Annotated in this window: 22 protein-coding genes and 2 pseudogenes; 12 read left to right on the top strand and 12 right to left on the bottom strand. The window is 67.4% G+C overall.

All coding sequences use genetic code 11. The annotated features are described in order from the left end of the window. Positions 1-8: 8 nt before the first annotated feature. Together DIE11_RS29880 and DIE11_RS29885 are read left to right on the top strand one after the other, a co-directional pair. Positions 9-191 (top strand): annotated as a pseudogene (locus tag DIE11_RS29880) (DUF3079 domain-containing protein); the annotation flags it as partial. A gap of 179 nt (positions 192-370) precedes the next feature. Beyond that, on the top strand, positions 371-772 hold the full coding sequence (locus tag DIE11_RS29885; protein WP_124628991.1) for a PPC domain-containing DNA-binding protein: 402 nt from the start codon (positions 371-373) through the stop codon (positions 770-772). Positions 773-808: 36 nt separating this feature from the next. On the opposite strand, the gene DIE11_RS29890 is transcribed toward DIE11_RS29885, so the two are convergent. The 7 genes from DIE11_RS29890 to DIE11_RS29920 form a co-directional block, all read right to left on the bottom strand. Next, entirely contained in the window at positions 809-2,095 is a 1,287-nt protein-coding gene (locus DIE11_RS29890; RefSeq protein WP_124628993.1) for an NRAMP family divalent metal transporter, read from the bottom strand. Positions 2,096-2,527: 432 nt separating this feature from the next. Further along, the gene (locus DIE11_RS29895; protein WP_059608455.1) at positions 2,528-2,776 is read right to left on the bottom strand and encodes a hypothetical protein; all 249 of its coding nucleotides are present in this window, start codon (positions 2,774-2,776) and stop codon (positions 2,528-2,530) included. A 469-nt stretch (positions 2,777-3,245) separates the two neighbouring features. Further along, on the bottom strand, positions 3,246-3,680 hold the full coding sequence (locus DIE11_RS29900; protein WP_124628995.1) for a universal stress protein: 435 nt from the start codon (positions 3,678-3,680) through the stop codon (positions 3,246-3,248). A gap of 429 nt (positions 3,681-4,109) precedes the next feature. Next, positions 4,110-4,916, bottom strand: a complete 807-nt coding sequence (locus DIE11_RS29905) for an oxidoreductase (protein WP_124628997.1) — start codon at positions 4,914-4,916, stop codon at positions 4,110-4,112. A 32-nt stretch (positions 4,917-4,948) separates the two neighbouring features. Beyond that, positions 4,949-8,089, bottom strand: a complete 3,141-nt coding sequence (locus DIE11_RS29910) for an efflux RND transporter permease subunit (RefSeq protein ID WP_124628999.1) — start codon at positions 8,087-8,089, stop codon at positions 4,949-4,951. Beyond that, positions 8,086-9,207 (bottom strand): efflux RND transporter periplasmic adaptor subunit, encoded by a 1,122-nt coding sequence (locus DIE11_RS29915; protein ID WP_124629001.1) that lies wholly within the window; start codon positions 9,205-9,207, stop codon positions 8,086-8,088. Before DIE11_RS29915 ends, DIE11_RS29910 begins: the two co-directional genes overlap by 4 nt. 81 nt (positions 9,208-9,288) lie before the next feature. Beyond that, entirely contained in the window at positions 9,289-9,906 is a 618-nt protein-coding gene (locus DIE11_RS29920; RefSeq protein ID WP_124629003.1) for a TetR/AcrR family transcriptional regulator, read from the bottom strand. A 77-nt stretch (positions 9,907-9,983) separates the two neighbouring features. On the opposite strand from DIE11_RS29920, the gene DIE11_RS29925 reads away from it, so the two are divergent. The 9 genes and pseudogenes from DIE11_RS29925 to DIE11_RS29965 all read left to right on the top strand — a co-directional run bounded on the left by DIE11_RS29925 (position 9,984) and on the right by DIE11_RS29965 (position 17,659). Further along, positions 9,984-11,444 carry an efflux transporter outer membrane subunit gene (locus DIE11_RS29925; protein WP_124629005.1) on the top strand — a complete coding sequence of 487 codons (1,461 nt, stop codon included), beginning with the start codon at positions 9,984-9,986 and terminating at the stop codon, positions 11,442-11,444. Between the two features lie 89 nt (positions 11,445-11,533). Further along, on the top strand, positions 11,534-12,058 hold the full coding sequence (locus DIE11_RS29930) for a TetR/AcrR family transcriptional regulator (RefSeq protein ID WP_185633847.1): 525 nt from the start codon (positions 11,534-11,536) through the stop codon (positions 12,056-12,058). A 183-nt stretch (positions 12,059-12,241) separates the two neighbouring features. Further along, positions 12,242-12,435, top strand: a pseudogene (locus DIE11_RS29935) (transposase); the annotation flags it as partial. A gap of 353 nt (positions 12,436-12,788) precedes the next feature. Further along, entirely contained in the window at positions 12,789-14,273 is a 1,485-nt protein-coding gene (locus DIE11_RS29940; RefSeq protein ID WP_124629009.1) for an amidase, read from the top strand. A 246-nt stretch (positions 14,274-14,519) separates the two neighbouring features. Further along, on the top strand, positions 14,520-15,212 hold the full coding sequence (locus DIE11_RS29945) for a hypothetical protein (RefSeq protein ID WP_124629010.1): 693 nt from the start codon (positions 14,520-14,522) through the stop codon (positions 15,210-15,212). A 120-nt stretch (positions 15,213-15,332) separates the two neighbouring features. Then, positions 15,333-16,166, top strand: a complete 834-nt coding sequence (locus tag DIE11_RS29950) for an arylamine N-acetyltransferase (protein WP_059608451.1) — start codon at positions 15,333-15,335, stop codon at positions 16,164-16,166. Between the two features lie 93 nt (positions 16,167-16,259). Continuing rightward, entirely contained in the window at positions 16,260-16,436 is a 177-nt protein-coding gene (locus tag DIE11_RS29955; RefSeq protein ID WP_124629012.1) for a ribbon-helix-helix domain-containing protein, read from the top strand. Position 16,437: 1 nt separating this feature from the next. Continuing rightward, a complete protein-coding gene (locus DIE11_RS29960) occupies positions 16,438-16,788 on the top strand; it encodes a glyoxalase/bleomycin resistance/extradiol dioxygenase family protein (protein ID WP_124629013.1) in 351 nt (116 codons plus the stop codon). 10 nt (positions 16,789-16,798) lie between these two features. After that, the gene (locus DIE11_RS29965; protein ID WP_124629015.1) at positions 16,799-17,659 is read left to right on the top strand and encodes a class I SAM-dependent methyltransferase; all 861 of its coding nucleotides are present in this window, start codon (positions 16,799-16,801) and stop codon (positions 17,657-17,659) included. Positions 17,660-17,684: 25 nt separating this feature from the next. Here DIE11_RS29965 and DIE11_RS29970 read toward each other — a convergent pair whose 3' ends face one another. The 4 genes from DIE11_RS29970 to DIE11_RS29985 form a co-directional block, all read right to left on the bottom strand. Further along, a complete protein-coding gene (locus DIE11_RS29970) occupies positions 17,685-22,526 on the bottom strand; it encodes an NAD-glutamate dehydrogenase (protein WP_124629017.1) in 4,842 nt (1,613 codons plus the stop codon). Positions 22,527-22,836: 310 nt separating this feature from the next. Next, entirely contained in the window at positions 22,837-23,025 is a 189-nt protein-coding gene (locus DIE11_RS29975) for a 4-oxalocrotonate tautomerase (RefSeq protein WP_014898956.1), read from the bottom strand. 60 nt (positions 23,026-23,085) lie between these two features. Further along, on the bottom strand, positions 23,086-23,862 hold the full coding sequence (locus DIE11_RS29980; protein ID WP_124629019.1) for a class II aldolase/adducin family protein: 777 nt from the start codon (positions 23,860-23,862) through the stop codon (positions 23,086-23,088). Next, a complete protein-coding gene (locus DIE11_RS29985; protein WP_124629021.1) occupies positions 23,837-24,730 on the bottom strand; it encodes an urea transporter in 894 nt (297 codons plus the stop codon). Before DIE11_RS29985 ends, DIE11_RS29980 begins: the two co-directional genes overlap by 26 nt. Positions 24,731-25,002: 272 nt before the next feature. Here DIE11_RS29985 and DIE11_RS29990 point away from each other — a divergent pair, with 272 nt between their 5' ends. Next, positions 25,003-25,557, top strand: coding sequence for a putative glycolipid-binding domain-containing protein (locus DIE11_RS29990; RefSeq protein WP_124629023.1), 555 nt, complete (start codon positions 25,003-25,005; stop codon positions 25,555-25,557). On the opposite strand, the gene DIE11_RS29995 is transcribed toward DIE11_RS29990, so the two are convergent. After that, positions 25,518-26,432, bottom strand: coding sequence for an alpha/beta fold hydrolase (locus DIE11_RS29995; protein ID WP_124629024.1), 915 nt, complete (start codon positions 26,430-26,432; stop codon positions 25,518-25,520). The two genes, DIE11_RS29990 and DIE11_RS29995, sit on opposite strands and share 40 nt — an antisense overlap. Between the last annotated feature and the right edge of the window lies 1 nt (position 26,433).

The raw sequence follows: 26,433 nt of genomic DNA on the forward strand, positions 1-26,433 counted from the left end.
GACGAACGATGGCCAAGACATTTCCGCTGCATCCTGGGCATCCGGAGCGGATTTGCTGGGGATGCGACAACTACTGCCCGACGCATGCGATGCGGTGCGGCAACGGCTCGAGCCGCACGCAGCACCCGAGCGAACTGCTCGGCGACGACTGGTGTCGATACGGCGACTGGGGCATCGACTGTGCGGACGCCGGCAACGAGAACGACAACGGGAATCGCAACGACAACGAATGCGCGACCGCGGCCGGCGATGTGCGTGCCGCGCGTTGCCGTGACGCAGGCGCGGTGCGCGATCCGGCAGGCGGCTTGCCGGATGGCCCGGTCGAACGTACGCTTTGTCGACACCCCGGCCCACCAGCAGGTTATCGACCATGCAAGACCATCCTTTGCGTCTTTCCCCCGGCGACGATCTGCGCGCATCGATCGAGCAGGCATTGTGCCGGCTCGACGCGCACGCGGCATTCGTGATCCAGGGGATCGGCAGCCTGACCGTCGCGCAGTTGCGCTTTGCCGGTGTCGACGCGCCGACCGAACTGCGCGGCGACCTCGAGATCCTGACGCTGGCCGGTTCCGTCTCGCCGGACGGCGCGCACCTTCATATGTCGGTGTCCGATGCGAACGGCCGCGTGTCGGGCGGACACGTCGCGAGCGGTTGCGTGGTGCGGACGACGGCCGAGATCCTGCTCGTGCTGTTGCCCGCACATCGTTTCTCCCGTGAACCCGATGCAGGGACCGGGTTCAACGAGCTGGTGATTCGTCCGGAGTCAGGCTGATCGTGCGCACGGTCTGGCGCAGGTGACCGATGCGGCTTACCCCGGCACGAACACCCCCATCGCCGCGATCGCCATCGCGACCGTCGCGGCCCAGCCGCCCCACGCCAGCGCGCCCGTCACGGCGAACTTGCCCATGATGCGTCGGCTGCCGGCCATCAGCATCATCACGATCATGATCGGAACCGCGGTCACGCCGTTGATGACCGCACTCCAGTAGAGCGCGCGGATCGGGTCGAAATGCATGAACGTGATCGCGACGCCGCCCACGATCGCCAAGGCGATCACCGCATAGAATTCGGGCGCGACACCGAGCCGAAGCGCGAGGCTGTTGCGCCAGCGAAAGCTGCCCGAGGCCGCATAGGCGGCCGATCCGGCGAGCACCGGCAACGCCAGCAGGCCGGTGCCGACGATCCCGAGCGCAAACAGCATGTACGCGAAGTGCCCGGCAATGGGCTCGAGCGCGCGCGCGGCATCGGCGGACGTCTTCACTTCGATGTGGTGCATGTTGAGCGTGGCCGCTGCGGTCAGCGTGATGAAGAACGCAATGACGTTCGATACGCCCATGCCGACCCAGGTATCGAAGTTGATTCGTCGCAACTGCGCGGGTGCCTGACGAGGTGCGCGCCGCAACGCGTGCTCGTTCGGCTTCGCATGCAGTTCCTCGACTTCCTGCGACGCCTGCCAGAAAAACAGATAAGGGCTGATCGTGGTGCCGAGCACGGCGATGACCGTGGTCAGGTAGGCGGCGGTCAGCTGGATATGCGGCCACACGATCGCGCGGCCGACCTCGCCCCAATGGACGGGCACGATGAGCGCCACCGCGACATACGCGAGCAGGACCAGCGCGATCCATTTGAGCAGGCGCGCATAGCGGTCGTACGGCACGAAAATCTGCAGCACTGCCGACACGCCGCCCAGACAGACGACATAGAGTTCCTGAGGGCCGTGCAGCAGAAGATTGACCGCTGCGCCCATCGCCGACAGGTCGGCCGCGATGTTGATCACGTTCGCGATCAACAGCAATGCCACTGCGCTGTAGAGCAGCCATGACGGGTAGTGCGCGCGTATGTTCGACGCGAGGCCCTTGCCCGTCACGCGGCCGATGCGCGCGCTGACCAGCTGGATCGCCGTCATCAGCGGATAGGTCAGCAGCAGCGACCAGAGCAGTTCGAATCCGAACTGCGCACCCGCCTGCGAATAGGTTCCGATGCCTGACGGATCGTCGTCGGCGGCACCGGTGACGAGGCCCGGCCCGAGGCGCCGGAGCCACGTTACCGCGCGCGGACGAGGCTGCGCGGTATCGAGGGACTCGTTGTCGTTCATGTCGGCGGCCCGTGGGAAGGGGGCAACCGAGTCGCAATCGGCGTGCCCGGGCCATGGGACGGGCGGCGCCGGTCGGCTGATGCGTGTCGAACGCCGAGCGCGGCGCAGCAGAAAACCGGCTTGGCCGAGGCGCGGGAAGCGGGGCTGCGGGAGAAAACGGACCGGGTGCTCGCGAACGAGGGCGGCCGGTCCGCGGCGCGAAGGGCGCAGCAGCGGCGATACGCGTCGGCGCGGGCGACTGGGCGTGCCAGACGTGCCGTGTCGGCCGCTCGACGGTTGCATCGCGCGCCGGATTGGCGGCGTGTCGTCGGCTGTCGGCGGCACGTCAGTGCCGGCGGTGCGGAATGCAAAAGACGGAAAGCCCCGGGTGTGACCGTCTCCGGGTCAGGGGCGCGCCATGAGCGCAACCGGTCCGGCGGCGCCCGTTCGGCGTCAACGGTCAGTCATTGCAACATCCCGATTGCTGCGCCCGGTCACCAGGCAGCCGGACATGAACGCCTCGCTCTGGCTGCTGGCGGCCGCGTTGCCGAAGCCGCGACTGAGCGCATCGTATTTCACCTGCTCGGCACCCTGCGAACACGCCATCGGGCTGGCGTCGCGGCCTTGCGCGTGCAGCAGCGCCCGATCGCCGATCAGGTAGGCCAGCAGCGCGAAAAACGCGATGTGTACCACTCGTCTCATGATTCGTCTCCTCGTTGCCGAAGCGTAACGCGGACACGTTTCGTGAAGCACTTGGGGCTTCCCCCGGTAAACGTCTGCTGAAACGGCGACATGCCTGTTGTAATTGCGTCCCGTTCTTGTGCCGCGCGAACGCGGAAGGGGCAGTGGCCGGCCGCACCGGCGCGCGATTGACGCGAGTTTGACGAATGTCAGGGTACGGGCAGGGCGAGACGGTCGCGCCGGCACTCAAAGCGATAGCATCAATGCATGTTTCAACGGAACGCAATGCGCGCAAGCGATGGGCGCAGCGGATCCGAACGCAACAGGCACGTGCCGAACATCGCTGTCGAAATAGTGAGGAATCCAAATGCTTAACGTCTCTTCCGTGCTGATCAGTCTCGCGCCGATGTGGGCCATTCTGCTGATTGCGTCTTCCGCCGCGACCTATCTGGTGTTCTGGCGCAAGGTCATCAAGTAAGCGCCGCACCGTTCATCGCACTGCCGTCACCGGCACATTCGAGATCCGCACGAGCCGATCCATCACGCTGCGACGGAACATCGACAGCATCGCGTGAAACGGATCCTGCCGCGGCGCGACGACGACGATTTCGTCGCAGCCGGTCTCGGCCGCGACGGCCGCGATCGTGTCGGCCACCGGCCCGACCTTCTTCAAGATGCTGTACCGGACACCGGCTTCCCGCAACACCCGCTCCGCCATCGCCAGGTCGTCGCACGCGAACTTGTCTTCGATCGACTGAAGCCTCGACAGCGGGTGAAACGCCTCGAGCCGCGTCGCCTCGAGCGGCGCCTGCACGTTGATCAGCACGATCTCGGATGCGCAGCGTTCGCGATACAGGAAGGTCGCGTGGCGAACCGCCTGCAGCGAGCGAGGCGAATGTCCGACCGGAACCAGCAGTTTGAGCATGGAAAATGCCCCGTAGTCGAGATGTTCCCAGCGTAGTGCGCCGCCGGATCGCGCGACCTAAAGAGATTGGGCGGCCGCGTAAAAATGTCGTTAACGTCCGCCGCCTCGTGTTGCGCCTATTAGAAATATAAGAAATTTTAGTTTATGCGCATAAACGTTTACACCAGTCGAACGAGTGGCAGCCCGACGCGGTATGGGCGTACAACAAAGTCTGCGGCAACGGGATAAAGCATGCTGCGGCACGGCAATATTTGTGGGCTACGGTCAGGTGGTCCAATGGGCAAAGAACGTTTCAGCGATTTCAATGGGCGTTCGGGGCATCGTTAGTTTCTTGACGAAGGTAAAGGAGCAGGTGCCTGAGCCACGGCGACGATCGAGCCGGCAGCAACCCGGCGGCTCGTGTTCAAGGCCATTTCGTTTCCGACCGTGTCACGCGATCCGGAATTTTTTCCGCAGGCTCGAATCGACCGGGCCGGCCGGCATGAAGCGACGCAACTTGCGCAACAGCGACGCCTCGCCGTTCGGCGTGCTGCGCATCCGCCATGCGCCGAGCGCCGCGTCGACGATGGTGGCGGCCACCCCCTCGGGGTGCGGCGCGGCTTTCACGCTGTCGACGACGGCGCGCGACGCAAGCGTTCGCTCGCGGTCGTAATCGGCGATCGGCGCGCTTGCCTGCGGGGCATTGACCTCCAGGTTGGTCCGCGTAAACGATGGTTCGACCAGCGTCGCGCGAATGCCGAACTGGCGCAGTTCGTGATCCAGCGATTCGGTCAAACCCTCCACCGCATGCTTGGATGCAGAATAGAGTCCCATATAGGGCGCCGGCAGGAAGCCGAGCACCGAGCTGACATTGACGATCCGGCCGCGCCGTTGCGCGCGCATGTGCGGAAGTGCCGCATGGGTCGTACGCAGGATGCCGAATACGTTGGTGTCGAACAAGGCCGCCGCTTCGTCCACCGAGGTTTCCTCCACCGCGCCGATCAGGCTCATGCCCGCATTGTTGACGAGCACGTCGATACGCGCGGCGCGATCGACGATCGTTTGCATACCCGATCGAACAGACGCGTCGTCACGCACGTCCATCTCGACCAGCTCGACGCCGGCGACGGGCGCCGTTCGCGCGACGCTGCGCACGGTGCCGAACACGCGGCATCCGCGTTTTGCGAATTGTTCTGCTGCGGCGCGCCCGATGCCCGACGACACGCCGGTCACGACGACAACTGTGGAGTTCGACATGGCTGTTTCCTTCGATATGGTGAATGGGGATGTCAATCGCGCGTGTCCAGCGCGGGCTGAAGCGCAGGCTCGGCAGGCGATGCCGGCGCATGCCGGCCGTGGCGTGCACCGGCGGAATGGCCGGGCCGGATCCTGTACCAGATCGCGTACATCGCCGGCAGGAATACAAGCGTGAGGATCGTCCCGGCGAACGTGCCGCCGATCAGCGTGTACGCGAGCGTGCCCCAGAACACCGAATGCGTGAGCGGAATGAACGCGAGCACGGCCGCCATCGCGGTAAGGATCACCGGGCGCGCTCGCTGCACGGTCGCTTCGACGACTGCATGGAACGGATCCAGCCCCGCCAGTTCGTTCTGGTGGATCTGCCCGATCAGGATCAGCGTGTTGCGCATCAGGATGCCCGACAGCGCGATGAGGCCGACCAGCGCATTGATGCCGAACGGCTGCCGGAACAGGATCAGTGTCGGCACCACGCCGATCAGCCCGAGCGGGCTTGTCATGAACACCATCACCATCGCGGAGATCGAGCGCACCTGGAAGATGATGATGACGAGCGTGATCGCCAGCATGATCGGGAACAGCGGCAGCATCGCCTTCGTCGCCTTGCCGGATTCCTCGATGGAGCCCGCTTCCTCGATCCTGTAGCCGCTCGGCAACCTCGCCATGATCGGCTGAAGCTGCTTCGTGATCGCGGCCGATACGTCCGGCGGCTGCAAGCCGTCGGCGATGTCGCCGCGCACCGTGATCGTCGGCACGCGATCGCGCCAGCGCATGATCGGTTCCTCCATCCGCACGTCGACCTTGCCGACCTGCGACAGCGGAATGCGCTGCCCGTTCGCGCCGGCGAGCGTGAAGTCGTCGAGCCGTGCGGGGTCGAGCCGCGCCTCGCCGCCCGAACGCGCGATCACCTGCACGGTCCGGATGTCCTCGCGCACCGCGGTGACGGGTACCCCGGTCAGCAGGAACTGCAGCTGCTGCGCAACCGCGCTAGACGTCAGCCCGACCGCCTGCAGGCGATCCTGCTGCAGCGTGAAGTGCAGCGTCGGCGCGCGCGTGCCCCAGTCGGCATTGACCGTGCGCATCATCGGGCTGGCGGTCATCACGTGCCGTACCTCGGCCGCGATGCCGCGCAGCGTGTCGGGATCGGGGCCGGTGACGCGATACGCGACCGGGAACGGCGAATACGGGCCGAACACGAGTTGCGTCACACGCACGCGTGCTTCGGGCGCAAGGCCGTCGGCGACGGCTCGCCGCAGCCGCGCCTTCAACGCGTCACGCTCGTCCTGGCTGTCCGTGCGCACCACGATCTTCGCGAACGACGGATCGGGCAGCTCCGGCCCCATCGCCAGATAGAAGCGCGGCGCACCCTGGCCGACATACGCGGTGACGATGCGCGCTTCCTTCTGCTTCGCGAGCCACGCTTCGACCTTCGACGTCGCGGCGCTCGTTTGCGAAATCGACGTGCCGTACGGCATCTGCACCTCGATCAGCACCTCGGGGCGATCGGAGATTGGAAAGAACTGCTTCTTGACGATCGCCATCCCGAGGATCGCGAGCACGAACAGGCCGACGACCGACCCCGCGACGAGCCATTTGCGTGCGATGACACGCGCCAGTACCTGACGGAAGCGGTTGTAGCGCGGGGTATCGTACAGCGCGTCGTGGCCGCCTTCGACCTTCCTGAACTCGGGCAGCATCTTCACGCCGAGGTACGGCGTGAACACCACCGCGACGACCCACGATGCGATCAGCGCGATCCCGACGATCCAGAACATGTTGCTGGTGTATTCGCCGGCGGTTGAGCGTGCGAAGCCGTTCGGCATGAAACCGACCGCGGTCACGAGCGTGCCGGCCAGCATCGGCGCGGCCGTATGGCTCCACGCATAAGCCGACGCGGCCACGCGGCCGTAGCCTTCCTCCATCTTCACGACCATCATTTCGATCGCGATGATCGCGTCGTCGACGAGCAGGCCGAGCGCGAGGATCAGCGAGCCGAGCGTGATGCGATCGAAGTTCTTGCCGGTCGCGGCCATCACGACGAACACCACGGCCAGCGTCAGCGGCACGGCCGCGGCGACCACCAGCCCCACGCGCCAGCCCATGCTGACGAAACTCACGAGCATGACGACCAGCAGCGCAGCGAAGAACTTGACCATGAACTCGTCGACGGCCGAACTGATGTTTACGGCCTGATCGGTCACCTTGGTGAGGCTCATGCCGAGCGGCAACGCTCGATTGATCGCGCCGACTTCGCTGTCCAGGGCCTTGCCGAGATCGAGCCCGTTCCAGCCGTCGCGCATCACGATACCCAGCAGCAGCGCGGGTTCGCCGTTGTTGCGGATCATGAACGTCGCCGGATCCTCATAACCGCGCTCGACGGTGGCAATGTCGGACAGCTTCAAGGTGCGACCCTGAGCGACGACCGGCGTGTCGCGAATCTTCTGCAGTTTGTCGAAGGCGCCGTCCAGCCGGATGAACACCTCCGGCCCGCGGGTTTCGACGGAACCCGCCGGCGTCAGCGCGTTCTGGCCGTTGAGCGCGGCGAACACGTCCTGCGGGCTCACGCCGAGCGTCGCGAGCCGGTCGTGCGACAGCTGCACGTAGATGCGCTCCGGTTGCTCGCCGATGATGTCGACTTTCTTCACGCCCGCCACGTGCAGCAGCCGCTGGCGCAACGCCTCGGCGTCGCGCACCAGCAGGCGCTGCGGTTCGCCCTTGGCCTTCAACGCGAACAGCGCGAACGTGACGTCCGCGTATTCGTCGTTGACCATCGGCCCGATCACGCCGGACGGCAGATCGTTCGCCACGTCGCCGATCTTCTTGCGCGCCTGATAGAACTGCTCCTGAACGTCGGACGGCGGCGTGCTGTCGAGCAGTGTCAGCGTCGTGATCGCGAGGCCGGGGCGCGTATAGGTTTCGGTGCGGTCGTACCAGCGCAGCTCCTGCATGCGCTTCTCGATCTTTTCGGCAACCTGATCGTGCATTTCCTGCGCGGTAGCACCCGGCCATGCGGTGACGATCGTCATCACCTTGATCGTGAATGCCGGGTCTTCCGCGCGGCCCAGCTTGAAGAACGACACGAGTCCCGCGAGCGAGATCAGGCAGATCAGGAACAGCGTGATCGCGCGCTCGCGCACGGCAAGTGCCGACAGGTTGAAGCGACGCTCGCTCACGGCCGTGCTCCTTCGCTCGCGACCGTGGCGGCCTGCGGGGATACGCGAACCGCTTCGCCGTCGCGCAGCAACTGGGCGCCGAGCGCGACGACCCGGTCGCCTTGCCGAAGTGTGCCGGACACGCGCGCGCTGTCGTCGCCCAGATGCTCGACCGTGACCGGCCGCCATCCCACCTTGGCGGGGTCGCCCGCGACGACCCACACGCCGGGCCCGTTGCCCGTGTCCAGCAGCGCGCCGATTGGCACCTGCACGCCATGTTGCGGTGCCGCGCGCGCATCGTCCGGGATGCGGACCGTGACGGTTGCGCCCAGCGGTGCGTTGGCCAGCGCGCCCTGCAGCACGTAGCGGGCTTCGAACGTGCGCGTTCTCGGATCCGCGGTATCGGAGAGCTGGCGCAGCGTCGCGGGGACGCTTACGCCCTGCTTGCCGAACAGCTCGGCCTGTGCGACTGACCCGGCCGCGGGGCGCAGGGTTTCCGGCAGCTGGATCATGGCTTCCCGGCTGCCGGCGTGCGCGAGCCGCACCACCGGCTGGCCGGCGCTGACGACCTGGCCCGGTTCCGCGAGCGTTTCCATCACGACGCCGTCGCCGTCCGCGATGAGTTCCGCATAGCCGGTCGCATTGCGCGCGACGTCGGCATCGGCCTCGGCGGCGCTCAACTGCGCTTTCGCGGCATCGGCCGCTGCCTTGATCTGGTCGTAGGCCGATGCCGATATCGCGCCGGTGCCGCGCAGGTCGCGATAGCGGGTTTCATCCTCGGCGGTCTGGCGCGCGCGTGCCCGTGCGGCGGCCACGGCCTCGTCGCGTGCGCGCGCCGCGAGCTTGAGGTCGACGGGATCGATCCGCATCAGCGGCTGGCCGCGCCGGACGGTTTGCCCGGTATCGACGAGGCGCGCCAGCACCTTGCCGGACACCCGAAACCCGAGGTCGCTCTGCACGCGTGCGGCGACGGTGCCGGTAAATGCGTGCGACGCGGGGACCGCCGCCTGCACGATGGCGGTACGCACGAGCGGCGCTTCCGTGCGTGGATCGGAAGGCGCTTTTCCGCTGCAGGCGGCTAGCGCGACGGGCAGTGCGGAAGCAACTGCGAAGAGAAGAAGGGGGCGACGCCGGACCATGAAAGACCCACTGACGAAGTGATCGGGGCTTTCATTGTGGTTCTAGTGACTAAAATAGTCAATGGTCACAACTGGGCCGGTTCACGGCGCGAGGCTGCGCAGCACGAGGCTCGACAATTGGGCGGGCGCGGCGTCGGTCGTGTCGAGGTTGTACTGCAGCAGCAGCGGATTAAGGTACGGTCGCATCACCAGGTAGATCGCCGTCGCGGTCTCGTCCAGTGGCGTCTTGCGCTCGAACTCGCCGCTTTGCCGGCCTTCCTGCAGCACGTCCTGCAGCAGGTTCTGCACGCGCGCTTCGTAGGCCTGCACCGACTGCCAGTTCCCGGTGGCGGCCGATGCGGCGATGTCGTACAGCTTGCGGTCGCGGAAAAACAGCCGCAGGCTCGCTTCGGTGAAGACCTTGAACATCCGTCGCAGCTTTTCGGTCGGCCGCTCGGCGTCGGCGACGGCCGCGCGCACGTCCGTCTCGATCTCGCGCAGGCAGTTCGCGCAGATCATTTCGCCGATCGCCTGTTTCGACTCGAAGAACTTGTAGATATAGGCCTTCGAGAAGCCGATCGCCTTCGCCAGGTCGGACACGGTCGTCTTTTCATAGCCGTACCGGCTGAAGTGCTCGGTGGCGGCGGCCACGATCTGATCCCGCACGTCGTGCTCGGCCGGGCCGCGCGCGGGCGCCGCGGAAGGGAGGGTTTTTTTCATGGGCTGCAGCTGACAGGAATGGACAACGAGTGACTATTTGGTATTATAGTCACAATCGCGTTCTTGCTAAAACCGTCATGCTACCCAAACCCATCGTTGCCGCGGTGCTTGCCGCGATCTTGTCGGCCGGGTGTGCCGTCGGCCCCGATTACGTGCGGCCGGAGGTCGCCATGCCGCAGCGGTTCCAGGGCCAGAGCACTGTCGATCAACGCCATGCGGCTGCCGAAGCCGACCTCGCGACGTGGTGGGCCGGCTTCGGCGATCCGCAACTGACGCGCTTCATCACGCTGGCGCTCGCGCAGAACCTCGATCTTGCGCAGGCCGCGGCACGCGTCGAGCAAGCGCGTGCAGGACTCGGCGCGGCGAATGCGGCGCTGCTGCCGTTGGGCAGCGTGAGCGGGCAGGCGGCGCGGGTCTACCAGTCGGTCGAAACGCCGTTGGGGCGTGTGCTGAATGCGACGCCCGGTTTCGATCGCCACGGCAACGACTACGAGGCCGACTTGAACGCGAGCTGGGAGCTGGACGTATTCGGCGGATTGCGCCGCGCCCGCGAAGCCGCACTCGCAGACTATCAGGCATCCGAAGCAGCGGCGGTCGCGACGCGGCTCGCCGTCGCCGCGCAAACCGCGGACGCGTACATCACGATCCGCGGGCTGCAGGGCCGGCTTAAGGTCGCGCGGCACCAGGTGCAGACCGAGCAGGACCTGCTGTCGACCCTCAATCTGCTGTATGAAAAGGGGCTCGCGGCGGAGCTGCAGGTCAGGCAGGCCGAAGGCGCGCTCGCGCAGGTGCGCGCGACGGTGCCGGTGCTCGAAGCGGCGCTCGACGCGGCGATGAACGCGCTCGACGTGATGCTCGGTTCGCAGCCCGGCACGCATCGGGCGGAATTGCTCGACGGCGGCGACGTGCCAGTGGCCCCGCGGATTGCGGCGACAGGCACGCCCGGCGAACTGCTCACGCGCAGGCCCGACCTGATCGTCGCCGAGCGGCGCGTGGCGGCGTCGAATGCGCGCATCGGCGTGGCGATTGCAGAGTATTACCCGAAGTTTTCTCTGAGCGGGTTGCTCGGCAGCGCGACGACGATGGGCGCGGGCAACCTGTTTGCCGGCGGCGCGAACCAGGCTGCCGGCGTGCTCGGCCTGCGCTGGCGCCTGTTCGACTTCGGCCGGATCAACGCGCAGATCGCGCAGGCGAATGGACAGGATGCCGAGATGCTGGCCGCGTACCGGCTCGCGGCGCTGCACGCGACCGAGGACGTCGAAAACGCGTTCTCGGCGCTCGTCAAACGCGACGAACAAGCCACCGTGCTCGCCGACGGCGTCGCTTCGCTCGGCCGCGCGCGGGCCGCGTCGTTTGCAGCGTACCAGAAAGGCGTCGTCAGCCTGATCGAAGTGTTGCAGGCCGACGAAAGCCTGCTGCGCGCGTCCGACCAGCGCGTGCAGGCGCAAACCGAATCCGCACGCGCGGCGGTCGCCGCGTTCAAGGCGCTCGGCGGAGGTTGGCAAGCGCCGGTGTCCGAAGCCGTCGCCAGTCGATAACGGTCGTACGTACCGACGCCTTGGCCGGAGTGGCTTCGTTGTCCTTGTTCCTTGTGCGATGAGTGCTCTGCAACATGCGCCCTAAGCGGATGACACGTGCGGAAAGCCGCGAACACACCCGTCGCGGCTTGCTCGACGCGGCAGCGCTGTGCATTGCCGAGAAGGGACTTGCGGCGTCGAGCGTCGAGGACATTGTCGCGCGCGCCGGGTACACGCGCGGCGCGTTCTATTCGAACTTCAGAAGTAAGCACGAGCTTTTCGTCGAACTTCTTCGCGTCAAGCATCGCAGCATTCAAGAAAATCTGGAGGCACTCTTGCAGGATCCCGCGGTATCGTCCGACATTGTTCAACAGCAGTTCGCTTTGCTGTATGCGTGTTGCTATTCGAGCAGTGTCGATTACGTCGTTTGGGCCGAGGCCCGCCTGCAGGCGGAGCGCGATGCGCACTTGCGCGAGTATGTGAAGGCCATGTGTATTGAACGACGTGACGTGATTGCGCGCTTCTTTAATCGAGGTTGCGTGGGTCGTCGCACAAGAAAAGCGGCCTCGTCCGCCGATCGCGCGCTTATTGTGATCGCGATCATGGATGGCCTGCGGTACTTGGGTAAACCGTAATTTTCATGAATGCTTTCGGTTTGAGCAATCCAGACCGAATGCGGCTTCGCAGGTTGCCTCCATAAATATCGGTTTGCAATGTTGCCTGAGTGCCAGGCCAACGCTTTCCTCGCTGACTCCCAGAAAAACCGAGGACGAGTATGTCCCGGAACGGTCCTGGCGTTTCCGGCATAAGTCCACCGCATGGACGCGCTCAAGCGCGTGGAATCGGGCTGTCGGTGCCGGACCAGTGCCGGGAGCTGGGTATCAGCACGGCGACGTCGTTCTACAAATGGCGCTCGAAGTTCGGCGGCATGCACGTCTCGCTGATCGCGCGGATGAAAGAGTTGGAGGCTGAGAACGCCTGGCTGCGCGGACAACCATCGGAACTGGGGCTTCGGGCTGTGGAATCAAAGGTTGGCTCATCCTCGACGATCAATGCGCAGACTTTGTGAATTCCCTCGGATTATTGGCGAAAGGGTTACTGCGGCGTTTCGATCGTTTTTTGGCGGCAGACTTTGATGTCTCCACATGCGCGGCCCATCGAGCGGCGCACCAGGCCGATTTAGTCGAATCCTCAATGAATCGCGGCGGAAAATATCGGAGGTTGGCCATCCGGCGTCGCGTAGAGTAGAGCATCGACCGCGGCGCGGCCGCTTTCCGGCGCCTTCCCGGCGCCTTCCCGGCCGTTCGGGACGGACTGCCGCCACCGCGCGGCCCGCCATTCCATTCCGATTCCAGGAGACCTCGCATGCCGCACGGCGCCCCGCAGCTTCTCGCTCCCGCTTCCATCACCGTCGACCCGATCGTGCGCCTGTCGGCCGGCGAGCTCGCGTCGGCGATCCGTGGCAAGGCGGTGTCGTGCGTCGAGACGATGCGTGCATATCTCGATCACATCGAGCGCGTGAACGGCGCGGTGAACGCGCTGATCTCGCTGCGCGATCGCGCCGTGCTGCTCGCCGAAGCCGCGGAAAAAGACGCCGCGCTGGCCCGCGGCGAGTATCACGGCTGGCTGCACGGGATGCCGCAGGCGCCGAAGGATCTCGCGATGACCAAAGGGCTGCGGACGACCTACGGCTCGCCGATTTTCCGCGAAAACGTGCCGCAGGGCGATTCGGTCGGCGTCGGCCGAATGCGTGCGGCGGGCGCGATCTTCATCGGCAAGACCAACACGCCGGAGTTCGGCCTCGGCTCGCATACGTTCAACGAAATCCACGGCGCGACACGCAATCCGTACGACCTGACGAAGAGTGCCGGCGGCAGCAGCGGCGGCACGGCGGCGGCGCTCGCCGCGCGCATGCTGCCGGTCGCGGATGGCAGTGACTTCGGTGGCTCGCTGCGCAATCCGGCCGCGTTCTGCAACATCTACGGGTTCCGTCCGTCGCAGGGCCGCGTGCCGCGCTGGCCGGGCGTCGACGTGTTCATGCAGCAGCTCGGCATCGAAGGGCCGATGGGCCGCACGGTCGGCGACGTCGCGCAACTGCTCGCGATCCAGGCCGGCTACGACCCGAACGATCCGCTGTCGCTTGCGGAGGATCCGGCCGAGTTCGCGAAGCCGCTCGACAAGGACCTGCGCGGCGAGCGCATCGCGTGGGTCGGCGACTGGAACGGTTATCTCGCGACGGAGCCGGGCGTGCTCGCGCAGTGCGAAACGGGCCTCGCGACGCTGCGCGAGATCGGCTGCGACGTCGATGCGGCGCTGCCGGCGTTCGCCCCCGAGCGCATCTGGCGCCTGTGGCTCGCGCATCGACATCTGTTGTCCGGTGGCGGGCTGCTCGCGCACTATCGCGATCCGGCACGGCGCGCGCTGCTCAAGCCCGAGGCGATCTACGAGGTCGAAGGGCTGCTCGCGATGCAGGGTGCCGAGGTGTTCGACGCGAGCGTCGAGCGCACCGCGTGGCACCAGGCGGTGCTGAGCTTCTTCGATCGCTACGACTTCATCGCGGCACCGACCGCGCAGGTGTTTCCGTTCGACGTCGAGCAACGCTGGCCGAAGGAAATCGCGGGCCGCGCGATGGACACCTACCACCGCTGGATGGAAACGGTCGTGCCGTGGACGCTGGCCGGCTGCCCGGTGATCAGCGTGCCGGTCGGCTTCAACGACGCGGGGCTGCCGATGGGGATGCAGCTGATCGGCCGGCCGCGCGCGGACCTCGCGGTGCTGCAGCTCGCGCGTGGCTACGAGCAGGCGGCCGACTGGGTCGGCCAGCGTCTGCCGGCGTGGATGGCTGCGTGATGCGTGCCGCGGTGTCGATCGCGGATGTCCGGAACAAGCGCTATTGATGCGGAAAAGGAACGAATCCGGACGCGTGCCCGACATCGCGCGGCAATCGCGGACGAATGCGCGCGGCGAGTCGCGACGGCCGCGCAATTGCAAGCGGCTGCGGCGCGCGATTTCGTTTCGATGTGTTTCAGTCGTTGCGGCGGCGCGCGACGCGCTTCGACAATATCGGCCTCAATCATTCGGGTACGAGGCAAACAGATGAAGCATATTCGCGCGACGGGCAAGCACCTGGCATCGGCGGGCATCGCATTCGGCATCCTGCTGGGGGCCAACGGCGCCGCGCATGCGCAGCTCGACTTGCAGTCGATCGGCTCGGCGCTGCTCGGCGGCGGGCAGCAACAGGCCGCACCCGCGCAGGGCGGCGTCGCGCAGCTGATGCAGGCGTACGTCGGCGCGAACCAGCAGGTGCTGGCCGGGCAGTCGTCGCTCGCGTCGGCGATGGGGCTCACCGGCGCGGCCGGGCAGGCGCAGCAGGCCGCCAGCCTGCTCGGTGGCGGCAACGCGTTGACGCCGGCCGTGCTGTCGCAGGTGGGCGGCGCGCAGCAGTCGGTGTCGCAGGCGCTTGGCCAGGCGTTCGCGAGCGGCGGCCCGACCCACGGCCCGATCGACAAGCAGGCGTTCAGCAACGGCCTCGCATCGCTCGGCCAGGGCCTCACGCAGTATTCGCAGCTGCAGTCGGGGCTTGGCAATCTCGGTTCGACCAGCGCCGCTTCGCTGCTGCAGTCGGGCCTGAATCCGCAGAACATGCAGGCCGCGTCGTATATCGCGCAAAGCGCGCCGGGCCAGTTGCAGTCGCTCGCGTCGACGCTCAGCCAGGCCGTGCAATTCGCGACGAGCCAGGGCATTTCGGTGCCGGCGGTCGCGTCGTCCGCGCTGAAGCTGCTGCCGTAACGCAGCCGCACCCCGCGCGCCGCGGTGCCGGCGGCGCGCGGCGATCCGGGATGGCCCCGCGCAACATGGGGATATCGCGCGATGCTATCGTTGTGCGTTTCCCGTTCCCGGTGCCGGTTCATGACTGACTCGTTCGACCTCCCGCGCTACTTCGCCCGCATCGGCTACGACGGCCCGGCCGAGCCGACGCTCGACGTGCTGCGCCGGCTGCATCTGCTGCACCCGCAGGCGATCCCGTTCGAAAACCTCAATCCGCTGACCGGCGCGCGTGTTGCGCTCGACCTGCCCGCGATCGTCGACAAGGTGATCGGGCGCCGCCGCGGCGGCTACTGTTTCGAACTCAACAAGCTCTTCCACACCGCGCTTACGACGATCGGTTTTCGCGTGACGCCGCTGATCGCGCGCGTGCGCTGGATGCGGCCGCCCGAGGTCGTCACCGCGCAGACGCACATGCTGCTGCGCATCGATCTCGATGGCGCGACGTGGCTCGCGGACATCGGCTTCGGCAGCGCGACGCTGACCGCGCCGCTGCGCTTCGTGCCGGGCGAGCGGCAACTGACGCCGCACGGCGCGTTTCGCATCGTCGGCGCGCCGGTCGACGGCGAGTTCGACATGCAGTTCGAGATCCCCGACGGCTGGCAGACGACTTACCGCTTCTCGCTGAAACCGGCCGAGTGGATCGATTACGACGCCGCGAACTGGTTCACGTCGACCTATCCCGAATCGATCTTCGTGAACGACCTGATCGCGTGCCGCGTGCTGCCGGACGGCCGCGCGGCGCTGTTCAACACCGTGCTGACGGTGCGCGACGCGGCGGGCGCGGGGCGCACCGTCACCTTCGACGACGCGGCCGCGTGGGGCGCGTGCCTGCGCGACACGATCGGCATCGATACGAGCGGCTTCGATCTCGACGCGCTGTTCACCCGGATCGCAGCGCGGGTGAACCCGATGTAAGCGCATGGCGAGCGGCGGGGCGTCGACGTCCGCCGCGCCGCCAGTTCCGGTCTCCCGATTGACATTTGCTAGATTGCTAGCATACTAGCCGACATGACCGACGAAGAAGTGAAGCAATTCAACGTGTACCTGCCGCTGAGCCTGATCCGGCAGGTCAAGCATCGCGCCATCGAAACGGAGCAGTCGCTGTCCGCGCTGGTGGCCGACGCATTGCGCGCGTATCTGGCCGCTCCGCAGCCGGGGGCCGGGCCATCCACCACGGAGGAATGACATGTCATCCGAGCGAATCGAAGCCGTGTACCTCACGACGCACAACTGGGGCAAGTCCGCAAAGTTCTTCCAGGCGCTGGGCTTCACGCTGGAATTCGAAACCGATCACAACTCGGGCCAGCTGAGAAACGGCGACGGCCCGTTTCTGTTCATCGCCGAAGTGCCGGCCGGCGAGACGCCTGCCATGCAGGTCGTGCTGAAGGTGCCCGACGAGCAGGCGGTCCGGCCGCAGCCGATCGTCGACGTGGTCACTCCGTTCGAGGATACGCACTGGGGTACGCGCGACATGACCGTGCGCGATCCCGACGGCCGCATCTGGCGCCTGCAGGCGCCGGGCAAGCCGGGCGCGTGAGGCCGCGGCGATGACCGACCTCCATCGGGACGCCCCCGACAGCACCGCCGAACGCGTCGCGCTGTGGCGCGCGCTGCACGTCGAACTCGATGCGCCGCCGCACGTGCTCGCCGACGAAGTCGGCCTGCGCCTGCTCGCGCCGGCGCCCGGCTGGCATCAGCGCGGCGACATGGATCCGCGGTTCACGCAGCCGTTTCGCGCATCGATCGTCGCGCGGGCGCGCTTCATCGAGGATCTCGTCGTCGAGCAGGCCGCGCGGGGCGTGAGCCAGTACGTGATCCTCGGCGCGGGCCTCGACAGCTTCGTGCAGCGCCGGCCGGAGATGGCGTCGCGCCTGACCGTCTTCGAGGTCGATCCGCCCGCGCCGCAGGCGTGGAAGCGCCGCCGGCTGACCGAGCTTGGCTTCGGCGTGCCGGACTGGCTGCGGCTCGTGCCGTTCGATTTCGAAGCGAAGCAGTCGTGGCGCGACGCGCTCGTACGCGCTGGCTTCGATCCGGGCAAGCCGGCGGTCGTCGTGTCCACCGGCGTCAGCATGTACCTGACGCGCGACGCGAATGCGGCGGCGTTGCGCGAAGTCGCGTCGCTCGCGCCGGGTTCGACGTTCGCGATGACGTTCCTGCTGCCGCTCGAGCTTGCAGATCCGAGTGTGCGGCCGGGGCTCGAAATGGCCGCCAAAGGCGCGCGCGCGAGCGGCACGCCGTTCATCAGCTTCTTCATGCCGGAGGAGATCCGCGCGCTCGCGACGGAGGCCGGCTTCGCACGGGCCGAGCACGTGTCGGCCGCGGAGCTTGCACGTCGCTACTTCGCCGACCGCAGCGACGGTCTGCGTCCGCCGGACAACGCGGAAGAGCTGCTCGTCGCGACGGTGTGATCCCGGCGCGACCCGGGCTCACCCGTCACGCGCGTTCGAGCACGGCCATCTCGCGCACGACCACGAGCAGCACCGCGAGGCTCGCGCCGCCCGACGCGCGCAGGTCGGCGAGCAGGTGCTCGTAGCGCTGCAGCGCGGCGTCGCGGCGTTCGCGCCACGCATGGACGATCGTCTCGGGCGCCGTCGAGTCGGCCGATTCCGCGAGCGCGCTGGTGGCGAGCGTGCGCTTGAGCCGCGCGACTTCCGCGAGCGCGGCCGCGCGCGCCAGCATGTCCCAGTGCGTCGGGGTCGGCAGCGTGGCCGCGCGTTCGCCGATCCACCCGTAGTTCAGCAGCGTGCCGAGCGAGAAGTAGACGCCCGCTACTAGTTCGAGACTGCGATCGCAGGTCGCGGCCACTTCGGCGATGTCGAGCAGCGCGGCGGAGATGTCGCCGCTCGCGACGCGCACCGCGAGCGCGCTGTCGACGCCGGCATCGACCAGCACGCGCTGCCGCTCGGACAGCGCTTCCAGATCGTCGGCCGGCAGCAGCGACGGCAATTGCGGCGCAATGCGCTGCACCGCGTCGCGGCAGCGCGCGATCAGTCCGGCGACGCCGCCGTTGGCCACCGCGCCCGACTGAAGCTGCCGCAGGAACCACAACGCCGCGCGTTCCAGCAGCCGCGCGACGTCGACGAACATGCGCGCCTGCACGTCGTCGGCGACGCGGTTGTCGAGTGCGTCGATGTCACGCCATACCGCATCGAGATCGAACACGTCGCGCGCCATGATGCAGGCGCGCACGATGTCGCCAGGCTTCGCGTCGGTTTCCTCCATCAGCCGGTGCACGAACGCGCAGCCGACCCGGTTGACGAGCGCGTTGGTCAGGTGCGTCGCGAGGATCTCGCGGCGCAGCGGGTGGCGATGCATCGGTTCGCTGAAGCGCTGTTGCAGCGGCTTCGGGAAATAGTCGACGAGCATCGCGGCGACGAGCGGATCCTCGGGCACGTCGGATTCGAGCAGCGCGTCGTACAGCCACATCTTGCTGTAGGCGAGGAGCACCGCGCGCTCCGGCGACGTGAGCCCCTGTTTCGCGGCCTGCCGTTCGGCGATCTCGTCGTCGGTCGGCAGGAACTCGATCACGCGGTTCAGGCGGCCCGCGCGTTCGAGCCAGCGCATCAGGCGCGCCTCGGCGTCGAGCAGATCGACGCTGTAGCGGCCCGCGATCGACAGCGCCTGCGTCTGGTAGTAGTTGTCGCGCAGCACGAGCAGCCCGACTTCGTCGGTCATTTCCGCGAGCAGGGCGTTGCGCTGCTTCTCGGTCATCTCGCCGTCGGTGACGACGAGCCCGAGCAGGATCTTGATGTTGACTTCGTGATCCGAACAATCGACGCCGGCCGAGTTGTCGATCGCGTCGGTGTTGATGCGGCCGCCGCGCTGCGCGAACTCGATGCGGCCGAACTGCGTGCAGCCGAGGTTGCCGCCTTCGCCGACGACCTTGCAGCGCAGGTCCGCGCCGTTCACGCGCACCGCGTCGTTCGCGCGATCGCCGACCTGCTGGTGGGTTTCGCGCGCGGCCTTCACATAGGTGCCGATGCCGCCGTTGTAAAGCAGGTCGACAGGCGCCTGCAGGATGGCGCGGATCAGCTCGGTCGGCGGCAGCGCGTGCGCGTCGATGCCGAGCGCGGCCTGCACGGCCGGCGACAGCGGGATCGTCTTCGCGGTGCGTGGGTAGACGCCGCCGCCCGCCGAGATGACGGATGTGTCGTAGTCGGCCCAGCTCGAGCGTTCAAGCGCGAACATCCGCTGGCGCTCCGCGAAGCTCGTCGCCGGATCGGGGTTCGGGTCGAGGAACACGTGCCGGTGATCGAACGCCGCGACGAGCCGGATATGCGGCGACAGCAGCATCCCGTTGCCGAACACGTCGCCCGACATGTCGCCGACGCCGACCACGGTGAAGTCGGTCGTCTGCGTGTCGATGCCCATCTCGCGGAAGTGCCGCTTGACCGATTCCCACGCGCCGCGCGCGGTGATCGCCATCTTCTTGTGGTCGTAGCCGACGGAGCCGCCGGACGCGAATGCATCGTCGAGCCAGAAGCCGTATTCGTGAGAGATCGCGTTCGCGTAGTCGGAGAACGTGGCCGTGCCCTTGTCGGCCGCGACGACGAGATACGGATCGTCGGGGTCGTGCCGCACCACGTCGGGCGGCGGCACGATTGCGTTGCCGGCGAGATTGTCGGTCAGGTCGAGCAGGCCGCGCAGGAACGTCTGGTAGCACGCGACGCCCTCGCGCATCCACGCCTCGCGATCGCTCGGCGGCGGCGGGTTCTTCACGACGAAGCCGCCTTTCGAGCCGACCGGCACGATCACGACGTTCTTCACCATCTGCGCCTTCATCAGCCCGAGCACCTCGGTGCGGAAGTCCTCGCGACGGTCGGACCAGCGCAGCCCGCCGCGCGCGACGCGCCCGCCGCGCAGGTGCACGCCCTCGACGCGCGGCGAGTACACCCAGATCTCGAACATCGGCTTCGGCTCGGGCAGGCCGGGCACTTTCGCCGGATTGAACTTGAACGACAGGTACGGCTTCGGTTCGCCGTTCGCGTCGTGCAGGAAATAGTTGGTGCGCACGGTCGCGTTGATCACGCCGAGGAACTGGCGCAGGATCCGGTCCTCGTCGAGGTTCGGCACCTGGTCGAGCGCCGTCTCGATCGCCTTCAGCAGGTGTTCGACCTGCACGTCGCGCGTGCCGCCGGTGGCCGGGTCGAAGCGCAGCAGGAACAGTTCGACCAGTTGCCGTGCGATCGCCGGGTTGCCGGTCAGCGCGCGCTCGATATAGGCATCGCTGAACGTCGAGCCGACCTGCCGCAGGTATTTCGCATACGCGCGCAGGATCGTGACCTCGCGTGCGCTCAGGTGCGCGCGCAACACGAGACGGTTGAAGTCGTCGTTCTCGATCCGGCCGGTCCAGATCCGGTCGAACGCGTCCTCGAACAGGCCCTTCACGCGCTCGATGTCGAATTCGGTATCGTCCGCGAGTTCGAGGCCGAAGTCATGCACCCACGCGGGCGCGGCATCCTGCGTCTGGATCCGGTACGGCCGCTCCTCGTCGACGCGCACGCCGAGATGCTCGAGCATCGGCAGGCTGCGCGACAGCGCGATCGGGTCGCCCGCGCGATACACCTTGAAGCGGAATGCGCGCGCCTCGGCCTCGATCGGGCGGTACAGGTTCATTGCGAGCTGGCCCGACTCCTTCACGCGCTCGATCAACTCGATGTCGCGCACGGCCGTGCGCGCCGGGTAGTCGTCGCGATAGCCGGCCGGGAACGAGTCCGCATAGCGCTGCAGCAGGCGGTTGCCTTGTTCTTCTCCGAAGGCGTCGAGCAGCGCGTCCGCGAGATCGTCCTGCCAGCGGCGCGTGACCTGCACGAGCCGCGTTTCGAGCTCGCGCGTGTCGACGTCGGGCATCGTGCCCGGTTCCGCATGGACGACGAAATGAATTCGTGCGATCGCCGATTCCGACAGCAGCGGCGTGAACTCGACGGTCACGCCGTTGTACGCGTCGACGAGCAGCTTCGCGATGCGGCGGCGCAGGTCGGTGTTGTACTTGTCGCGCGGCACGAACGCGAGGCACGACACGAAGCGGTCGAAGCGGTCGCGCCGCACGAACAGGCGCGTGCGCTGGTGTTCCTGCAGGCGCAGGATGCCGAGCGCGATGTCGTAGAGCTGATCCTCGTCGGCCTGGAACAGTTCGTCGCGCGGATAGGTTTCGAGCACCGTCACCAGCGACTTGCCGAGATGTCCCTTCGGCAGGAAGCCCGCACGCTTCACGATGTTCGCGCATTTGCGGCGCACGATCGGGATTTCGGTGTACGAACCGAAATACGACGTCGACGTGTACAACCCGATGAAGCGGCGTTCGCCGGTCACCTTGCCGTCGGCGCCGACCAGTTTGACGCCGACGTAGTCGAGATAGCCGGGCCGGTGCACGGTCGCGCGCGAGTTCGCCTTGGTCAGGAAGATGGGCCAGGGGCCGGTGACGATCTCGGCGGCGGCCGGCGGCAGCGGCGTCACGTCGGGCGCGCCGGGCGTGCGCAGTGATTCGCGCAGCAGGCCGAAGCCGGAGCCTTCCACGCCGCGCAGGCCGAAGCCCGTGCCGTCGGACACGAGCGCGTAGTCGCGCTGGCCGAGAAACGTGAAGTGATCGGCGGCCATCCACTCGAGGAACGCGCGCGCCTCGATGTCTTCCGCGGTGGATTCGCGGGCCTTCATGTCCTTGATCGTCGCGCGCGCGATGTCGACGATCTTCGGCCAGTCCTCGACCGACGCGCGCACATCGCCGAGCACGCGCGCGATGTCGTCGCGCAGCGTGTCGAGCAGCGCGGCGTCGCCGCAGCGGTCGACTTCGAAGTGAATGAACGACGCGAGTTGCGAATGGCCGTCGCCGGGCGTCGCGCCACCGGCGTCGACACGCTCGATCCCGCCGTTGCCGGCGCGCCAGATGCGGAACACCGGGTGCAGCGCGGAGTGCAGCGCGAGCCCCAGGCGATTGACGGCCATTGTCACCGAATCGACCAGGAACGGCATGTCGTCGTTGACGATCTCGATCACCGTGTGGTCCGAGTGCCAGCCGTGCTGTTCGAGGATCGGGTTGTAGACGCGCAGCCGCTCGCTGCCGGGCACGAATTTCTGGGCGGTCTGCCAGTGCGCCATCGCGGCGCCGTAGAGGTCCGCGATGCCGCGATTCTGCAGATCATCGGCGTCGACGAAATCGTAGTAATGACGCAGGAACGGTTCGACGATCCGGAACGTGGCTTCGGGCAGCCGCCCGCGCGCGAATTCGACGACATCGGAGAGCAGGTGTGCGACGACTTCCTCGTTCTTCGCTTCCATGGCGGTCTCCCGGGTGGCCACTGGCTGCTGCGTGTGTTCGGCATTATGCGCCGATTGATGTGCCGGTTGCGTGACGGAGCGATGTGCGGGCGCACAACGCGGGGCAGGGAAGGGAGGCCGCATGCAACGCCTGGCGCCGGCGTCGTATGGGCGGTCGGGCCAGGTGCGGCGGCGATACGGCTGTCGTCGATCATGCGGTCTTCCTGACGCACCGCATCGTGCGGCGCGTGCGTCCGGATGTCCCCGCAATCTCACCGCGATTCGAACGCACGTCGCCGGGCAGGTTGCACCGGCGCCGAAGTTGCCGGAATCAGCGCTCGTCGCTCCACAGTTTGCCGGCCGTCGCCCAGTTTTCCTTCTTCACGTCGGCGAGGATGATGTCGACCGAGCCCGGGTCGCAACCGAGCGTCTCGCACGTGACGCGCGTGATCGCTTCGACGAACGCGCGCTTCTGCTCGACCGTGCGGCCTTCGAACAACTGGATATTGAAAGTCGGCATGACTGAATGCTCCGATGGTTGGGGTGAACGATTCGTAGAGAGCGTGGCGATGGTGTCGGTTCAGTCGCGATACGACGGATCGATCCGGTCGAGGCGGCGCAGCAGCGCCGGCCATTCCAGTTCACCCTCGATCGCGCCGCCGTCGCGCAACTGCTCGGCCGTGCGGTCGGCGACGGCCGGCTCGGGCAGCACGAGCGGCCCGCCGCCGGCCTGCGCGCGTATCTGGATGTCGCAGGCCTTGATCAGCGTATCCATCAATACATACGCCTCGGCAACGGTCCGGCCGACCGTCAGCGTGCCGTGGTTGCGCAGCAGCATCGCGGATTTCGCGCCGAGGCTGGCGGTGAGCCGCGCACCTTCGGCCGGCGAGAACGCGAGCGCCTCGTAGTCGTGATACGCGAGATCGCCGTGAAACCGCAGCGCGTGCTGCGACGCGGGCAGCAGCCCGTCGCGCTGGATCGACACGGCGATGCCCGCCGTATTGTGCAGATGCATCACGCAGACGGCATCCGGCCGCGCGGCATGCACGGCCGCGTGGAGCGCGAAGCCGGTCACGTTGACGGCGTGTTCTCCGTCGCCGATCCGGTTGCCGGCCAGGTCGATCTTCACGAGATTCGATGCGCGAACCTCGTCGAACGTGAGGCCGAACGGGTTGATCAGGAAATGCCCGGGTTCGTCCGGCACCGTCGCGGACAGATGCGTGTAGATCAGGTCGTCCCAGCCGTTCAGCGCGACGAGGCGATAGGCGGCGGCGAGATCGACGCGCAACCGGCGCTCGGCGTCCGAGATCGGGCCGCCGGGCTTCACGGTGTCAGGACGGTGTGCGAATGACGACATCGGGTTCTCCGAGGGTGAAGCGGCGCGCGAGGAGCACCGTGACCCACGACGCGAGTGCGAACGGGGCCGTGAACGCGGCTACGCCCGCGCGCGTCGCGAGCCACTGGATCAGCGCGGCGAGTGCGGCGGCCGCGAACGCCGCGCGCGGGCCGCGCGACATCAGCGCGAGCGCGGCGAGCGCGCCGTTGAAGCCGAGCAGGCCATCCGCGAACGACGCACCGTTCGCGCCGGACGCGACCAGCAGCACGGTCGACACGATCGCGCCGCCGAGCGCGAATGCGGCCGCGCGGCACGACGCGACGGCGAGGCCGGCGACGATCAGCATGCCTGCCCATGGGCCTTGCGCGAAGGTGGTCTGTGCAATGCCCGAAAGCAGCGCGTCGGCGATGGAAGGCAACGTAAGGGGGGCACCTGCCGTCGCGTTGCTTGCATGCTGCGGTGCGACAAACGGTAGCCACAGCGCGGTGATGACGAGGCACGGGCTCGAATACGGGCACTGGCGCCAGCGGGCGAGCGGCACGCGCATCGCGCGCTGCACGAGTGCCGCGCCGATCGAGACCACCGGCACCAGCGCGATGGCGGCGAGCGAAGAAGGTGCGAACAGCACGGCGATCAGCGCGGCGAGCGCGCCGTTGAAGCCGTGCAGCCCTTGTTCGACGTCGCGGCGCTCGGCGCCCGTGAGTACGGCGGTCATGCTGGCGGCGGCCGAGCCGACCAGTGCGGCGGACGCGAGCCGCAAGTCGGTCAGTGCCAGCGCGGCGAGCAGCAGCGCGCCGCTGACTGCATTCGCCTGCAGGACGATCTGCCCGATGCCGCGCAGCAGCGTATGCAGGTCGATCGTCGGCGAGGCAGGGCGGGCGGTAGGCATGGCGGCGGTAAGGCAGGACGAGCCGCGAGCATAGGACACAATCCCGTGCACCGGAATAGGGAATTCTGGATAGTCAGGATTTGTGGCGGATGCCCCGAATTGGGGAATGCCCGGGGGACTGCGCATTGGCGTTTTCGGGCTAATTGTTGGTTTCGGTCGCGAATTCGGGCAATGGCCGGTTTTTTGGGGCCCAAGTACGCGTCGTGATTCACGTCTTCGAGCGGGGATTCGTGCGACGATGTCCGGCATCGGACCAACCGGGAGGCGAAGGAATGCGCGCGGTGCGTTGGGCGTCGCTCGAGGGCGACGGCGTCGAACATCTGACGTTCGACCGGAGTGGCGGCGGCATCGTCGTCGAAAGCGCGGTGGTCGGCCAGCGGTACGGCCGCGCTTACGGGCTCGCGTATCGCGTCGAGTGCGATCCGCACTGGCGTGTGACGTACGCAGTGCTCAAGGTGATGGGCGGCGGCACGCTGGCGTTGCACGGCGATGGCGCCGGGCACTGGCGCGACGGTTCAGGGCGTGTGCTGCCGGAACTGGACGGTTGCGTCGACATCGACATCGCGGCGACGCCGTTCACGAATTCGCTGCCGATCGGCCGCCTCGGTCTCGCGCGCGGCGAGCGGCGGCCGATCGACGTCGCATACATCTCGACGCCGGACTTGGAGGTGACGCCGGTCAAGCAGGCGTACACGTGCATCGAGCCCGGCCGGCGCTACCGCTACGAAGGCATTTTCCGGAATTTCACGGCGGAAATGGACATAGACGCCGACGGGCTCGTGATCGACTACGAAACGTTGTTCAAGCGCCTGCCGGCATTGCGCTGAACCGCCGCTCGCGTTGCCGCCGCGACGGCCGGCCTTTCATGCGCCGCCGCGAACCGGTCGATCCGCGCCGCGATCAGCTCCGGGTTGCGCATGACGATCCAGTGCGCGCCGTCGATTTCCTCGCGCACGTGTTCGCCGAGCCAGCGATCGAGATCGACCGACATCTCGGGCGTCACGTAGCGGTCGCGCACCGGCACGAGGATCTGCACCGGCGCTTGCGCGTACCGCTCGCGCGGCTTTCTCGCCCGCGCGAGGAAGTTCGCGCGGTAGAGCTGCAACCCGTTCAGCGCGTTCTTCAACTGCGCGGGGTCGCGTTCCGGCCGCACGCGCTCGGTCAGCTGCAGCCAGCGCGGCCACAGCGCGGCGCCGCCGAGGCGCCAGACCAGCGACGGCACGACCGGCAGGTGGAAGAACGCGATGTACCACGACTTCAGGCTCTGCCTGAGCCGCATCTTCGCGCGGAACACGTGGTCGAGGCACGGGCCGGAGATCGACGTGTAGGAGGCAATCCGGCCGCGGAACGCGGGGTCCGTCACGGCCTCCCAGCACTGGATCGACCCCCAGTCGTGGCCGACCAGATGGAACGGCCGATTGCCGCAGGTCGCGTCGGCCACCGCCTTCAGGTCCTCCGCGAGCCGCGCAAGTGTGTAGTCCGCGCGGCGGCGCGGCGCATCGGATGCGCCGGCGCCGCGCACGTCGTACGCAATCACGCGATAGCGCTTCGCGAGCCGCGCGCGGACCGGCGCCCACACGGACGCCGAATCGGGATAACCGTGCACGAGGATCAGCGGCGGCGCGCGCCGCGGGCCGCTGACGTAGACGGCGAGTTTCACGTCGCCGGAGCGGACGGTCAGCATCTCGTGTGCGCGCGCCACG

This window comes from Burkholderia sp. Bp9012 (genome assembly GCF_003853825.1).
Classification (GTDB): domain Bacteria; phylum Pseudomonadota; class Gammaproteobacteria; order Burkholderiales; family Burkholderiaceae; genus Burkholderia; species Burkholderia diffusa.